The organism is Actinomadura chokoriensis, from assembly GCF_039529475.1.
In the GTDB taxonomy this organism is placed as follows: domain Bacteria; phylum Actinomycetota; class Actinomycetes; order Streptosporangiales; family Streptosporangiaceae; genus Spirillospora; species Spirillospora bangladeshensis.
This window is the reverse complement of record NZ_BAAAMW010000006.1, coordinates 170877-185638: the sequence shown is the minus strand read 5'-3', so window position 1 is coordinate 185638 and position 14762 is coordinate 170877. Positions and strand designations below refer to the sequence as shown.

General features: G+C 75.3%; 9 protein-coding genes. 8 read left to right on the top strand and 1 reads right to left on the bottom strand.

Annotation, left to right across the window (positions count from 1 at the left end):
* Positions 1-38: 38 nt before the first annotated feature.
* Entirely contained in the window at positions 39-1478 is a 1440-nt protein-coding gene (locus ABFX46_RS16000; protein ID WP_346042928.1) for an FGGY-family carbohydrate kinase, read from the bottom strand.
* A 277-nt stretch (positions 1479-1755) separates the two neighbouring features.
* Between ABFX46_RS16000 and ABFX46_RS15995 the strand changes: the two genes are divergently transcribed.
* From ABFX46_RS15995 to ABFX46_RS15960, 8 genes are all read left to right on the top strand, one after another.
* The gene (locus ABFX46_RS15995; RefSeq protein WP_131941407.1) at positions 1756-2544 is read left to right on the top strand and encodes a DeoR/GlpR family DNA-binding transcription regulator; all 789 of its coding nucleotides are present in this window, start codon (positions 1756-1758) and stop codon (positions 2542-2544) included.
* Positions 2545-2609: 65 nt separating this feature from the next.
* Positions 2610-3614 (top strand): NAD(P)-dependent oxidoreductase, encoded by a 1005-nt coding sequence (locus ABFX46_RS15990; protein WP_346042926.1) that lies wholly within the window; start codon positions 2610-2612, stop codon positions 3612-3614.
* 31 nt (positions 3615-3645) lie between these two features.
* Positions 3646-5058 (top strand): FGGY family carbohydrate kinase, encoded by a 1413-nt coding sequence (locus ABFX46_RS15985; RefSeq protein ID WP_346042924.1) that lies wholly within the window; start codon positions 3646-3648, stop codon positions 5056-5058.
* Between the two features lie 229 nt (positions 5059-5287).
* Positions 5288-8005 (top strand): family 78 glycoside hydrolase catalytic domain, encoded by a 2718-nt coding sequence (locus tag ABFX46_RS15980; RefSeq protein WP_346042922.1) that lies wholly within the window; start codon positions 5288-5290, stop codon positions 8003-8005.
* Complete coding sequence (locus tag ABFX46_RS15975) at positions 8002-9267, top strand: ABC transporter substrate-binding protein (protein ID WP_346042921.1); 1266 nt, start codon at positions 8002-8004, stop codon at positions 9265-9267. Before ABFX46_RS15980 ends, ABFX46_RS15975 begins: the two co-directional genes overlap by 4 nt.
* Positions 9268-9270: 3 nt before the next feature.
* Positions 9271-10221, top strand: coding sequence for a carbohydrate ABC transporter permease (locus ABFX46_RS15970; protein ID WP_346042920.1), 951 nt, complete (start codon positions 9271-9273; stop codon positions 10219-10221).
* On the top strand, positions 10218-11045 hold the full coding sequence (locus tag ABFX46_RS15965; RefSeq protein ID WP_346042919.1) for a carbohydrate ABC transporter permease: 828 nt from the start codon (positions 10218-10220) through the stop codon (positions 11043-11045). Before ABFX46_RS15970 ends, ABFX46_RS15965 begins: the two co-directional genes overlap by 4 nt.
* 5 nt (positions 11046-11050) lie before the next feature.
* Entirely contained in the window at positions 11051-14740 is a 3690-nt protein-coding gene (locus ABFX46_RS15960) for a glycosyl hydrolase (protein ID WP_346042918.1), read from the top strand.
* Positions 14741-14762: the final 22 nt, after the last annotated feature.

Genomic DNA, 14762 nt, shown 5'->3' with positions numbered 1-14762 from the left:
GCCCCCCTGGTCTTCCCATTGGTCTCCCCCATGCCCTTCTACCCGTGCTCCCGTGCGTGGGCGGCCGCCTCGGAGGGCAGCCAGCCGCGGTTCTCCAGTTCGTCCACCAGCCGCCGGAACGGGTCGGCGAAGCGCTCGGCCATGCCCGGACGGGGCTCCACGACCGTGCGGATGCGCACCATCGACTCGGCCACGTCGGCCGGCGAGCGCCCCGGTGTCGTGCCGTAGGCGGCGAGGACCGCCATGCCGAGCGCCGCGTCGGCGTGCTCGGGGATGCGGGCCGGGCGGCCGAGGACGTCCGCCCTGAGCCGGGTCCAGTAGCCGCTGCGGACCGCGCCGCCGGTGAAGGTCACCGGGCCGTCGACGGCGGCGCCGAGCCCGCGCACGTAGGCCAGCGCGAGCCGCTCGACCAGCGCGACGCCCTGCAGCAGCGCCGCGTGCCGGTCGCCCTCGTCGCGGGGGGTGCCGAGCATGAAGCCCTCGGCCTGCGGCGCGAGGAAGGGGAACCGCTCGCCGGGCGAGACCAGCGGGTAGGCGACCGCGCTCGACGGCTCGTGGCGGGCGGCCAGGGCGTCCAGCCGGGGCAGGTCCGCGACGCCGGCGAGGACGCCGCCGCCCACGCTGGACGCGCCGCCGGGCAGCCAGGACCCGTCCGGCGCCCGGTGGCTGTACATGACGCCGGCCGGGTCGCGGACGGGCGCGTCCGACACGCCCTTGAGGACCAGGGTGGTGCCGAGCACCGAGTTCCACCGGCCGACCCGCAGCGCGCCCGAGCCGAGCTGCGCGGCGCAGCCGTCGGTCATGCCCGCGACGACCGGCGTGCCCGCCGCCAGGCCGGTCTCGGCGGCGGCCCGCGCGCCGACCTCGCCGAGGACCGTCCCGGGCCGGACGACCTCGGGGAACAGGGCGGCGGGCAGCCCGAGCCGGTCGTGCAGGTCGCGCGGCCACCGCTCGCCGAGCAGGTCGTAGCCGGTCTTGAGGGCGTGGCTGGAGTCGGTGGCCACCGGCGTCCCGACCAGCCGGGCGGTGACCAGGTCGGCCTGGTGGGCGAGGCGGGCTCCGGCCAGGTCGCCGGGCCGGTCGCGGGCCAGCCACAGCACCTTCGCCAGCGCCCAGGACGGCTGGACGCGGTGCCCGAGCCGCTCCCACAGCTCCGCCCCGGCCTCCTGCGCGCGGCGGGCCTCCTCGGACGCCCGCGCGTCGTCGTACATGAGGCCGCCGGTCAGCGGCCGCCCGTCCCGGTCGGTGAGGAGCACGGTGCCGGAGGTGGAGCACACCGCCACGCCGCGCACCGACTCCGGGGCGCGGTCCCGCAGCGCCTCGCGGACGGCCAGGGCTGCGGCCGCCCACCAGTCGCCGGGGCGCTGCTCGTGCCGCGCGCCGTCCCGCCGCCCGGTCAGCGGGGCCGACCCGCGGCCGGCGACCCGGCCGTCGGCGGTGACGGCGAGCGCCCGCACCCCCTGGGTCCCGACGTCCACGCCGACCCACACCGGTCCGGACGCGCCACTTCGCACAGCACTCCCCCTACTTTTATCGTTCTGGGATGTTAACTTATAGCGCTGGAGCATCGTAACAACCCCTTGTTATCGTCCTGATGGGCAGACCCGGGCATGTCGACAGGGTTGACGTGGCCGGTCCGGGTGCGACAAGCTCGATCGTCCTGAGGTGATGGTTGTTAAGATCACGGACGCAGATATCGCCCGTGCGGGCGGCGGATCGCCGGTCCCCGGCGGGCGGCCGCGAGAGGATCGCAGCATGACGAAGGAGATCAGCGGGCGGCGCGGCCCCGACGCGCGCCGCCAGGCCATCGCCGACCATGTGCTGTCCGCGGGCTCGGTCACCGCCGGGGACCTCGCCGAGCGGTTCGGCGTCAGCCTCATGACGATCCACCGCGACCTCGACGACCTGGAGCGGCAGGGCATCGTCCGCAAGTACCGGGGCGGCGTCACCGCGCAGCCCTCCGGGGTGTTCGAGAGCAACGTCGCCTACCGCATGAAGTCGATGCGGCCGGCCAAGGACGCCATCGCCGCGAAGGCCGCCGAACTCGTGGAGCCCGGCATGGCGGTGATGCTCGACGACTCCACCACCACGCTGGCGCTGGCCCGCCGGCTGGGCGGCATCACCCCGCTCACGGTGGTCACCAACTTCCTGGAGACCACCAACCTGCTGGCGCGCGAGCGCGGCATCCGGCTGATGGCGCTCGGCGGGGAGTACGACTCGCTGCACGACTCCTTTCTAGGGGTCCCGTGCGTGGACGCCGTCACGGCGCTCCACGTCGACCTGTGCTTCGTGTCGACCTCCGCCGTCTCCGGCGGGTTCGCCTACCACCAGGAGCAGCACATCGTGTCGGTCAAGCGGGCCATGCTCGACGCCGCCGCGCGCAACGTCCTGCTCGTTGACCACTCCAAGCTCGGCCGCGTCGCGCTGCACCGGGTGGCGCCGCTGTCGGCGTTCGAGCGCGTCATCGTCGACGACGGCGCGAGCGGCGAGGTCCTGCGCGACCTGGACGAGCACAAGGTCGCCTACGAGGTGGCCGCCACCTGACAGCCGCGGGCCCCGTGCCCGCACACCGAGAACCCGACGGGAGCGACCTTCATGGGAGTGACGCGATGAGAGTTCTGGCCGCGGGAGACCGCTTCGTCCTGCCGGGCCTGCTGGCCGGCGCGCTGGAGGCCGAGCTCGGCGGCGCCGCCGAGGTCCGGCGGCTGGAACTGCCGTGGCCGGACGTGCCGTTCGGCCCGGTGGCCGAGGTGGACGAGGCGTCCGGCGACGAGGACACCATGATCGGGGCGCTGGCCGGCATGGCGGCGTGCGTCACCCAGATGGCCCCCGTCACCGCCAAGGTCCTGGACAACGCCCCCGGCCTGCGCCTCGTCGCCGTCGCGCGGGGCGGCCCCGTCAACGTCGACCTGGACGCGGCCACCGCGCGCGGCGTGCGGGTCTGCTACGCGCCGGGCCGCAACGCGACCGCGACCGCCGAGTACACCGTCGGGCTGATGCTCGCCGTGCTGCGCCGCATCCCCGAGACCCACGCCGCGCTGGCCGGACGGCGCGAGTGGGGCGGGCGCTACTACGCCTACGAGGCCGCCGGCCTGGAGCTGGAGGGGACGCCCGTCGGGCTGGTCGGCGGCGGCGCCGTCGGCGGCCGGGTGGCGCGCATCCTGGCGGGCTTCGGCGCCGACGTCCAGATCTACGACCCGTACCTCCCGGACGCCGGCGCCGCGAGTCTGGACGACCTGCTGCGCCGCTCCCGGGTGGTCTCCCTGCACGCCCGGCTCACCCCCGAGAACCGCGGCATGATCGGCGCCCGCGAGCTGGCGCTGATGCCGCCCGGCTCGGTGCTGGTGAACTGCGCGCGGGGCCCGCTGGTGGACGAGGACGCGCTGTGCGACGCGCTGGAGTCGGGCCGCCTGATGGGCGCCGGCCTGGACACCTTCGCCGTCGAGCCGCCGCCCGCCGGTTCGCGCCTGTTCGGCCTGCCGGGCGTCGTGATGACCCCGCACCTCGGCGGCGCGTCCCGCGCGGTGGCCGAGCGGGCCGCCCGCATCGTCGCCGCCGAGGTGGGCCGGCTGCACCGGGGCGAGCCGCTGGCGCACTGCCTCAACCCGGCCTGATCCGCGTCCGGACAAGGCGAGGAGGTCGACGATGTACGTCGGGATCGACGTCGGCACGTCCGTGGTGAAGGCCGCGGCGTTCGACGAGGACGGCCGGGCCCTCGCGGTCGAGTCGCGCCCGGCCCGCACGCTGCGCGGCGACGCCCGGGTCGAGCAGGACGCCGAGGAGGTCGTGGCGGCCGCCGGGGAGGTGCTCGGCGCGCTCACCGCCCGGCGGCGTCCCGCCGCCGCCGGGGTGACCGGCCAGGGCGACGGCGTGTGGCTGCTGGACGGGCGGGCCCGGCCCGTCCGCCCGGCGATCTCCTGGATGGACGGCCGCGCCGCCGCGATCGTCGCCGAGTGGACGGCGAGCGGCGTCGCGGCGGAGGTCTTCGCGCGGACCGGCAACGCCGTGTTCCCCGGCTGCCCGGCGCCGCTGCTGGCCTGGCTGGACCGGCACGAGCCCGCCGCGCTCGACGCCGCCGCCACCGCGGCCTACTGCAAGGACGTGGTGTTCCAGCGGTTCACCGGGGTGCGCGCCACCGACGCGAGCGACGCCTCGGTGCCGTTCCTCGACCCCCGCACGCGCGACTACGACCCCGGCGCCCTCGCGGCCTGCGGGCTGTCCCACCGGGCGGAGCTGCTGGCGCCGGTGGCCGTGCCGCTGCCGCGGGGCGTCCCGCTCGACGGGGTCCCGCTGCCGCCCGGCACGCCGGTCACGGCCGGCCCCTTCGACGTGCCCGCGTGCGCCCTCGGGGCGGGGGTGACCGAGCCCGGCGACGGGCTGCTGATCATCGGGACGACGCTGGCCTGCCTGGCCGTGGTGGACGAGCCCGCGCTGGACGGCCCGCCGACCGGGTTCCACTTCGCCACCGGGCGGCCGGACCGGTGGCTGCGCGGCATGCCCGCGATGGTCGGCACGGCGGCGCTGGAATGGGTGCTGGCGCGGGTGGGCACGTCCCACCGCGACCTGGACGGCCTGCTGGCGGACTCGCCGCCGGGGGCGCGCGGCGTGCGGGTGCTGCCGTTCTTCTCCCCCTCGGGCGAGCGCGCGCCGTTCGTCGAGCCGGCGGCGCGCGCGGAGATCACCGGGGTGAGCCTGGAGACCACCACCGCCGACCTGGTGCGGGCGACCTGCGAGGGCATCGCCTACGCGGCGCGGCACTGCCTGGACGCCGCCGGGCTGCGCGGCGCGCTGTCGGTCGCGGGCGGCGGCACCCGCAGCGCGCGCTGGCTGGAGCTGTTCGCCGACGTGCTCGGCCGCCCGCTGCGGGTCGCGGCGGAGGAGGCCGGCGCCCGGGGCGCGGTGCTCGCGGGCGGCCACGGGCTGGACGCGGCGGCGTGGACGCGCCCGGCCTCGGTGCGCGACCCCGACCCGGCCCGCACCGCCTTCCACGACGCGGAGTACCGGGAGTACCTGGCGCGGGTGGAGACCGCCCGCGAGCGCTGGCGCGCCGCTTTATAACATCCGAGCACGTTGTTATCGCACCCTCATCTACCGGCCCGGTGACCGACCGGACACGGCCGGACTTCCCCTGCCCTAGGCGCTTTGACCGGTGCAGACGTGGCTCGGGAGGGTGCGGTGCACTGTGATCTACCTGACATCTTGACACTCAATCCCGCTATCTCTACGCTCCATCTCACATCCAGAAGTGTTAAAACCGCATGACAACGAAACGAACGGAGGCGGAGGCATGAGCGACCGCTCCACCGCGGCCCTGGCGCCCTACGGCCTCCGCTGCGCGCACCTGGCCGAGCCGCTCGGCGTCGACGACCCCGCGCCGCTGCTGGCGTGGCGGCTCGCCTCCGGCCGGCGCGGTGACGCGCAGGCCCGCTACCGGGTGCGCGTGTGGGCTCTCCCCGCCGGCTCGTCCGGGACCGGGACGCAGGTCTGGGACACCGGCGAGGTCGACGACCCGGCCGCGGTGTCCGTCCGCTACGCGGGCGCGCCGCTGCGCCCCCGCACCCGCCACCGCTGGGAGGTCGCCGTCACCGCCGGGGACGGCGCGACCGCCGCGGCCGGCTCCTGGTTCGAGACCGGGCTGCTCGGCCCGGCGGCCTGGCGGGCGTCCTGGATCACCCACGACACCGGCGACATCGACGTGGCCGACGCCCCCGAAGAGGGCGAGCTGGCGATCCCCGACCACGGGCTGCAGCCCGCGATCCGGCTGCGGCGCACGTTCCGCGCCGCCGCGGCGCCCGTCCGCGCGCGCCTCTACGCCACCGCCCGCGGGCTCTACGAGATGCGGCTGAACGGGCGGCGCGCCGGCGACGCCGAGCTCGCGCCGGGCTGGACCGACTACCGCGACCGGATCGACTACCAGGTCCTCGACGTGACCGCGCTCGTCACCGCCGGCGAGAACGTCCTCGCCGCGACCCTCGCGGACGGCTGGTGGAGCGGCTTCGCCGGCTTCGACGCGCGCCGCCCCGGCGCCCACTACGGGACGTTCCCTGAGCTGCTCGCCGAGCTGCACCTCGACCACGCCGACGGAACCCACGAGGTCATCGCCACCGACGGGTCCTGGCGGACCCGCCGCTCCCCGATCCGGTACGCCGACCTGCTGAAGGGCGAGTGCCACGACCTGCGCCGCGACACCCCCGGCTGGGACCGCCCCCGGTTCGGCGGCGCGGACGGCTGGCGGCCCGCGCAGGTCACCGGCGCCGACCGCGGACTGCTGACCGCGTCGCCGGCGCCGCCCGTGCGGGCCGCCGCGGAACTGCCCGCCCGCGCCGTCACCCGCACCGGCGCCGGCCGGCACCTGGTGGACTTCGGCCAGAACTTCGCCGGCCGCGTCCGGCTCCGCGCCCGCGGCCTCACCCCCGGCGCCCGCGTGGTGGTCCGGCACGCCGAGGCCCTGGACGGCGACGGCCCCGAGGCCGTGTTCGAGCCCCGGTTCACCTACCACGGGTTCCGGTACGCGGAGGTCACGGGCCTCGCCGAGCTGGACGCCGGCGACATCACCGGCGTCGTCCTGCACAACGACACCCCGCGCGCGGGCGACTTCGCCTGCTCCGACCCGGACGTCGAGCGCCTCTACCAGGCCATCCGCTGGGGGCAGCGCTCCAACTTCGTCAGCGTCCCCACGGACTGCCCGCAGCGCGACGAGCGGCTCGGCTGGCTCGCCGACGCGCAGGTGTTCCTGCCGACCGCCTGCCTCAACGCCGACGTCGCCGCCTTCTTCGGCGGCTGGCTGCGGGAGGTGCGCGGCGCCCAGTCCCCCGGCGGCGCGTTCACGAACGTGGCGCCGAGGCTGGCCGGCGTCGCCGACGAGGGCGCGCCCGGCTGGGGCGACGCCGGGGTCATCGTCCCCTGGCACCTGTACCGCGTGTACGGGGACGAGCGCTTCCTCGAAGACAACCTCGACGCCATGTGCGCGTGGGTCGACCACGTCCACCGCCACAACCCCGGCCTGGTGTGGCGGCACCGCGTCGGGCCGCACTACGCCGACTGGCTCGCCCCGGAGCCGACGCCGCGCGAGGTCGTCGCGACCGCCTACTTCGCCCGCAGCGCCGACCTCACCGCCCGCGCGGCCGAGGTCCTCGGCAGGCGGGACGCCGCGGAGCGCTACGGCACGCTCGCCGGGCACGTCCGCACGGCGTTCGCCGAGCACTTCGTCACGCCCGAGGGCCGGGTCGCCGGCGACACCCAGACCGGCTACCTGCTGGCCCTGGCGTTCGGGCTGCTCCCGGACGGCCTCGTCCGGCCCGCCGCCGACCGGCTCGCCGCGCTGGTCGAGGCGGCGGGGCCCGGCCTCACCACCGGCTTCCTCGGCGTGGGGCTGCTCGCCCCGGTGCTCGACGCGTGCGGGCGGCCCGACCTCGCGCACGCGCTGCTGCGCAGGACCGATCCGCCGTCCTGGCTGCACCCGCTGCGGCACGGCGCGACCACGATCTGGGAGCGCTGGGACGGCTACACCGCGGAGCGCGGCTTCCAGGCCGCGGCGATGAACTCCTTCAACCACTACGCGCTCGGCTCGATCGGCGAATGGCTCTACCAGGGCGTCGCCGGGCTGGGCCAGGCACCCGGCTCCGCCGGCTACCGCGAGCTGCTGGTCCGCCCCCGCCCCGGCGGGCTGGACTGGGCGCGCGCCTCCTACGAGTCGGTGCGCGGCACGGTCCGGACGGCGTGGGAGCGCGCGGACGGCGAGCTGCGGCTGGAGGTGAGCGTGCCGCCGGGGGCCACCGCGATCGTGCACGTGCCGACCGGCGATCCCGGCGGCGTGCGCGAGAGCGGGGTCCCGGTGGCGGCCGCCGCCGGGATCGACGTCCTCGGCACCGGGGCGGGAACGCTCCAGTGCCGGGTCGCCTCGGGGGACTACCGCTTCACCGCGGCCGAGGCCGCAGGACCCCCTGCGGCACCGGCCGCGCAGAACCATCGCGGCGCAGGGCCGCGTTTCGAGGAGGACTCATGACATCGTCCACGGGGCTCAGCCGCCGCGGCTTTCTCGGGCTGACCGGCGGCGTCGCCGCCATGGGCGCGCTCGCGGCCTGCGGCGGGACGTCCGGTTCGGGCGGCGGCGGGTCGCTGCGGCTGGTCGGCGTCGCCGACCAGCAGAAGCCGCTCGACCTGCTGCTCAAGGAGTACACCAAGACCACGTTCAGCGCCTCCTACGCGCCCACCGACCAGGTGCAGACCTCGGTGCGCACCCAGCTCGGCGCGGGCAACGCCCCCGACGTGCACGTGGTGTTCCCCGGCGACGGCTCGGCGATGAGCATGGTGCAGATCTCCAAGGCGGGCCTGCTCGCCGACCTGAGCGACCAGGACTGGACGAAGCGGATCCCGGCCGGGCTGAAGCCCGCGTACCAGAACGGCGGCAAGACCTACATCTACTCCGCCGGGTCCGGGGTCATCGGCGCGATCTACAACAGGAAGGTCTTCGAGGAGGCCGGCGTCGAGCCGCCCACCACCTGGCAGGGCTTCCTGGACGTCTGCGAGAAGATCAAGAAGAAGGGGAAGGTGCCGATCGCGCTGGGCGCGCAGACCCCGTGGGTCACCCAGCTGATCACCTACGCGCTCGTCCCGTCCACGGTGTACGCGAAGAACCCGCGGTTCGACGAGCAGATGAAGGCGGGCTCGGCGAGCTTCGCCGGCTCCGGCTGGGCGGACGCCTTCGAGATGTACCTGGAGCTCCAGAAGCGCGGCTACTTCAACGACAACCCCAACGGCACCACGTTCGAGCAGCAGACCTCGATGGTCGCCACCGGCAAGGCCGCGATGGCGATCCAGGTGTCGGCGGTGCTGCCCGACTTCCGCAAGTCCGCCTCCGGTCCCGACGCGCTCGGCATGTTCCCGGTGCCCGGCGCGGACGACGCGAACCAGGTGTGGATCCCCGCGGGCGTGGTCGTCGGCCTCGGCGTCAGCGCGCGCGGCAAGCACGTGGACGAGGCGAAGGCGTTCATCGAGTTCCTCGGGCGCCAGGAGAACATGAACCGCTGGGCCGAGGCGATCGCCTGCGTGCCGCTCAGCCGCGACGCCAACTCCAAGATCGACCCGGTGCTCGACCCGTTCCTGCCGTTCATCGACGGCAACAAGGCCGTCCCGTTCATGGACCAGGGGTGGCCGAACGCCGAGGTCCAGCCCGCCCACTTCGCGGCCGTCCAGGAGTTGCTCGGCGGCAAGACGTCGGTGAACGCGGCGCTGAAGAAGCTGGACGAGACCTACCGGAAGAACTGACCCGTGACCTCGACCACCCGCCCCGCCACGGCGAAGCGGCCCGCCCCGCCCGGGGCGCCGCCCCGCCGCCGGCGGCGGGGCGCCCGCTTCCTGTCCCCGCCGTGGTGGTTCGCGGCGCCCGCCCTGGCCGTCTACGCCCTGGTGGTGCTGTACCCGAGCCTCAGCGGGATCGTGTACGCCTTCACCGACTGGAACGGCCTCGGCGAGCGGAGCTTCACCGGCCTCGCCAACTTCACCCGGCTGTTCCGGGACGAGGCGGCGCGCGGCTCGCTGGTCAACACGCTGCTGCTGACGGTCGCGATCGTGTTCGTGCAGAACGGGATCGGGCTGCTGCTGGCGCTCGGCGTGCACGCCCGGATCAAGTCGCGGACCGTGCTGCGGGTGGTGTTCTTCGCCCCGGCCGTGGTCAGCCCGGTGATGGTGGCGTTCCTGTGGAAGTACATCTACAACCCGGCGCCCGGCGCGGGCCTCAACGGCGTCCTCGGCGCGGTCGGGCTGGGCTCGCTGCGGCAGGACTGGCTCGGCGACCCGTCGCTGGCGCTGTGGTCGGTCGCGGGCATGGTGATCTGGCAGTTCGCCGGGTACTCCATGGTGATCTTCCTGGCCGGGCTGGAGGGGGTGCCCGCCGAGCTGCACGAGGCCGCGATGATCGACGGCGCGGGCCGGTTCCAGCGGTTCCGCAACGTGACGTGGCCGATGCTGGCGCCCGCCGTCACCATCAACCTGATGCTGTCGACCATCGGCGGGCTCAAGCTGTTCGACCAGGTCTACGCCGCGACCAGCGGCGGGCCCGGCCACGCCAGCGAGACGCTGTCGACCGTCCTGTACAAGCAGGCGTTCGTCTTCGGCAACTACGGCTACAGCACCGCGCTCGCGCTGGTGCTGGCGCTGTTCGTCGCGGCGGTGTCCATGGTGCAGATCCACTACCTGCGGAACCGGGAGGTGAGCGCGTGAACCTGCGGTACGGGCTCCGCACGTTCGGGCTGGAGATGGTGATGATCGCCGCCGCGGTCGCCTTCCTGTTCCCCGTGTACGCCCTCGTCACGCTCTCGCTCAAGGACCAGCGGCAGGTCGCCGAGTCGCCGCTGGCCCCGCCGTCCAGCCCGGCGCTGGACAACTACTCCGCCGCCTGGACGCGCGCGGAGCTCGGCCCGGCGCTGTTCAACAGCACGGTGATCACGGTGGCGAGCCTGCTGGTGCTGATCGCGGTCGGCTCGTTCGCCGCCTACTTCCTGTCGCGCACCGCGTCCCGGCTGGGCTACGGGCTGTACGTGCTGTTCCTGCTCGGCATCGTGCTGCCGTTCCAGCTCGGGATGATCCCGCTGTTCAAGCTGGTGGACGGGGCGGGCCTGCTCGGCACCCACGCCGGCATGATCGTCTTCTACAGCGGGATCCAGCTGCCCTTCACGATCTTCCTCTACACCGGGTTCATCCGGGCGCTGCCGGGCGACTACGCCAACGCCGCGCTGATCGACGGCGCCGGGCACGTCCGGGCGTTCACCCGGGTGGTGTTCCCGCTGCTGCGGCCGATCACCGGCACCGTGCTCATCCTCAACGCGGTGTTCATCTGGAACGACTTCTTCACGCCGCTGCTGTACCTCGGCGGCTCGACCCGCGAGACGGTCCCGGTGAAGGTGTTCTCCTTCGTCGGCCAGTACGTCTCGGACAACGGTCTCGTGTTCGCCGGGCTGGTGCTGGCCTCGCTGCCGATCCTGGCGGTGTTCCTGGTGCTCCAGCGCTATGTCATCAAGGGCTTCGCGAGCGGCCTGAAGGGGTGACCCCGGTGATCCCGGAACGGCTCCGCGCGGTGCTGGACGCGCCGCCCCGCGCGTACTCGCCCGCGCCCATCTGGTGGTGGAGCGGCGAGCGGCTCGACCGGCGGCGGCTGCGCGACCAGCTCGGGCGGTTCGCCGAGGGCGGGGTGTACAACCTCGTGATCCTGAACCTGGCGCCGTCCGGGCCGATGTTCGGCTCCGACGCCGACGCGCCCGCGTTCTTCACCGACGCCTGGTGGGAGCTGCTGGACGGGGTGTGCGAGGACGCCGCCGGGCTCGGGGTGTCGCTGTGGTTCTACGACCAGCTCGGCTTCTCCGGCGCCGACCTCCAGGCGCGGCTGGTGCGGGACGTCCCCGAGTTCGCCGGGCAGTGGCTGGAGCAGGACGGCGGCACGTCGGTGCGCGGCTTCGACTACCTGTCCGCGCCCGCGTGCGCGGCGCTGCTCGACCGCGTCCACGGGGAGTTCGAGCGGCGCCTCGGGCACCGCCTCGGCACCGTGATCGCCGGCTCCTTCCAGGACGAGCTGCCCGCCCTGCCGACCTGGACCGAGGGGTTCGCGGCGGAGTTCGCCGCCCGCCGCGGCTACGACCCGACCCCGCACCTGCCGTCCCTGTGGAAGGGCGGCGACGAGGCGGGCGAGTTCCGCCGCGACTACCACCTCACCCGGGCGGAGCTGGCCGAGGAGGCGTTCTTCCGGCCGCTGGCCGAGTGGCACGAGCGGCACGGGCTGCTGCACGGCTGCGACCAGCAGGACCCGGCCCGCGCCGGGCACCCGGTGGACGGGGTGCGCCTGTACGCCGACTACGCCCGCACGCACCGCTGGTTCGGCGCGCCCGGCTCCGACCACCACGGCGACGCCCGCATCCACGCGTCCCTGGCCCACCTCTACGGCCGCGACCGGGTGTGGATCGAGGCGTTCCACTCCAGCGGATGGGGCGGCACGCTGGAGGAGACCCTCGACTGGCTGCTGCCGTGGCTGCGCGCGGGCGCCACGCTCTACAACCCGCACGCGGTCTACTACTCGACCAAGGCGGGCTGGTGGGAGTGGGCACCGCCCTCGACCGACTGGCGGCAGCCGTACTGGCCGCACCACCGGGTGTTCGCCGACGCGGTCGCGCGGCTGTGCGCGGCGCTGTCGCTGGGCCGCCACGTCTGCGACACGGCCGTGCTGTTCCCGACCGCGACCGCCCAGGCCGGGACGCGGCTCGACGGCGTGGACGCGTCCGCCGCGCTCGCGCAGGAGACCTACCGGGCGCTGGTCGGCGACATGGCGTGGTTCCGGATGGAGCCCGGCGCCCTCGACCGGTTCCGCGTCGACGCCGACGTCATCGACGACGACTCCGTCCGGCGCGCCTCGGTCGCCGGCGGCCGGCTGAACGTCGCGGACGAGTCCTACGCGACCGTGCTGCTGCCGGCGTGCGCGGTGCTCGAAGGGGAGACCGCCCGGCGGCTCGTCGCGCTGATCGAGGCGGGCGGCCGGGTGGTGGCCGTCGGCCCGCCGCCCCGGCGCGGCGTCGGCGACCCGGCCGCCGGAGAGGCCGTGGCGGAGCTGGCCGCGCTGCTGGAGACGGTGCCGGACGCGGCCGCGCTCGGCCCCCTGCTGGAGGGCTCACGGCGGGTCGAGGCACCGGTCCCGGCGCTGGTCCGCGAGGTCGACGGCGCGACCGTCGTCTTCGTGACGGCCGCCGCGTCGATGGCGTCCCGCGTGTCGGTCGGCCGCCCGGACGAGCGCGGCATCGACATGGGCTGGCTGGACGTCGCCTACGACTTCGACCCCGGCCGCTACCACCGCGACATGCCGGTCCGGGTCCGCAGCGTTTCGGGACCGGCCTACCTGGTGAGCCCGTTCGGCGGCCCGCCCCGGGAACTGCCCGTCACCTCCACCGGCGCGGACGCGGAGGTCGTCGTGCCGTTCGACGACGGCCCCGCCGCCCTGCTGGTGTTCCCGGGCACGGCGACCGGCCCGGAGCACCGGCCGCCGGCCGCCGCGCGCGGCCCCGCGACCGAACTCGACCTGGGCTCCACCTGGGACATGGAACTGGTGCCGACGCTCGACAACACCTGGGGCGATTTCGCCCGTCCCGCCGGTGAGATGGCGCCGCTGGAGCGCTGGCGGCTGTGGCACCGGGCGGAGGACGACTCGTCCGCCGAATGGTCTCCGGCCTACGCGACGTTCGGCCCGCACGGCGTCTGGTCGACCGGGGGCGAGTGGCGGCCGGTGGTCTACTCCGACTCCCGCGGCATCCGCAAGGACCCGGTGCACCGGCCGGTCCTCGGCCCGAAGGGGCACGTCCCCGAGGAGTTCCTCGACCTCGGCGACGTCGGGGCCGGGCGGGAGGCGGTCCTGCGCACCCGCGTGACCGTGCCCGCCCCCGGCGGCTTCCCCGTGCTCGGCTTCCCCGCCGCCAAGACGCTCCTGGCGGACGGGACCGAGATCCCGCTCGACGACCGCGGCTACCTCGCGGTGGCCGGGGAGCCGCTCGCGCCGGGCGAGCACCTGCTGGAGCTCCGCCTGGTCCCCGGTGAGGACGTGCGGCTGCGCGGCCACCTGTCGGTCGCGACCGACCCCGCCCGCTGCGTCCGGCCCGAGTGGATCACCGCCGGCGGGACCGCGCGTCCGGGCGCCGACGTCGCCCTCAGCACCGAACTGCCGCACGGCGCCGGCCCGTCCGTCCTGCAGGTGGCGTCGGCGTCGCCGTGCCGGATCCTGCTCGACGGCGCGGAGATCGGCCGGCAGGGCGGCTTCGACCCGTACGCCGAGCAGGCGGCGCCCCGCGTCGGCCGCTACGACCTGCCGGACGCGCCCGGGGCCCGCCTCACCCTCGCCCTCACCGAAGGCGGCGGCCCGGCGGCGGTCCTGGTGGACGGCCCGGTCGTGTCCGGCCCCGGCTGGACCGCGACCCGCGACGGCGCTCCGGCGCCGGTCGTGCCGAGGCGGACGCAGACCGGCGACCCCGCCGCCCTCCACCTGCGGCGCCGCCCGCACCCGCTGCCCGGCGCGCACTGGCTGGAAGACGACGCAGACAACACGGACAAGGCGGACGACGGAACCGTCCTTCCGGCGACCTTCGCCGTCCCCGGCGCCTTGCCCCGGACCGAGCTGCTGCGTTTCGCGGTGCCGCCGGGCGCGACGGGGATGCGCTTCACCGCACGCGCCGAGGTCGCCGCCGTCCTCCTCGACGGCGTCCCGCTCCCCGCCGCCCACGACGGCTCGGGGCGCTTCGACGTCGGGCTCCCCGGCCGCGCGAGCCCGGTCCGGACGGCCGAGCTGCGGCTGCGGACCCGGCCGGAGCACCGGGAGGGCGCCGCGCTCGCGGGGCCGGTCGAGTTCGCCGTCGGCGCGGGCACGATCGAGCTGGGCGACTGGGAGGACGCGGGGCTCGCCGGGTACAGCGGCGGCGTCCGCTACCGGCGCGTCCTGGACCTGCTGGCCGCCCCGGCGGGCGCGGTGCTCGACCTCGGCCGCGTCCGCGGCACCGCCGAGGTGGCGGTGAACGGGCGCCCGGCGGGCGTGCGGATCTGCGCCCCCTACGCCGTCGACCTCGGCACGGCGCTGCGCGCCGGCCGCAACGAGATCGAGATCGTCGTCTACGGCACCCTCGCCCCCTACCTCGACGAGACCAGCCCGACCCACTTCGTGTTCCCCGGCCAGCGCACCTCCGGCCTCCTCGGCCCAGCCACCCTCATCATCCGTTGATCTGCGGCGTGTTGTTGTTATG

What these genes read in the sequence shown, in the direction of transcription:
- ABFX46_RS15980 (WP_346042922.1), top strand. Translation starts at nt 5,288, where the DNA reads ATGAGCGACCGCTCCACCGCGGCCCTGGCGCCCTACGGCCTCCGCTGC.
- ABFX46_RS15990 (WP_346042926.1), top strand. Translation starts at nt 2,610, where the DNA reads ATGAGAGTTCTGGCCGCGGGAGACCGCTTCGTCCTGCCGGGCCTGCTG.
- ABFX46_RS15995 (WP_131941407.1), top strand. Translation starts at nt 1,756, where the DNA reads ATGACGAAGGAGATCAGCGGGCGGCGCGGCCCCGACGCGCGCCGCCAG.
- ABFX46_RS15985 (WP_346042924.1), top strand. Translation starts at nt 3,646, where the DNA reads ATGTACGTCGGGATCGACGTCGGCACGTCCGTGGTGAAGGCCGCGGCG.
- ABFX46_RS15975 (WP_346042921.1), top strand. Translation starts at nt 8,002, where the DNA reads ATGACATCGTCCACGGGGCTCAGCCGCCGCGGCTTTCTCGGGCTGACC.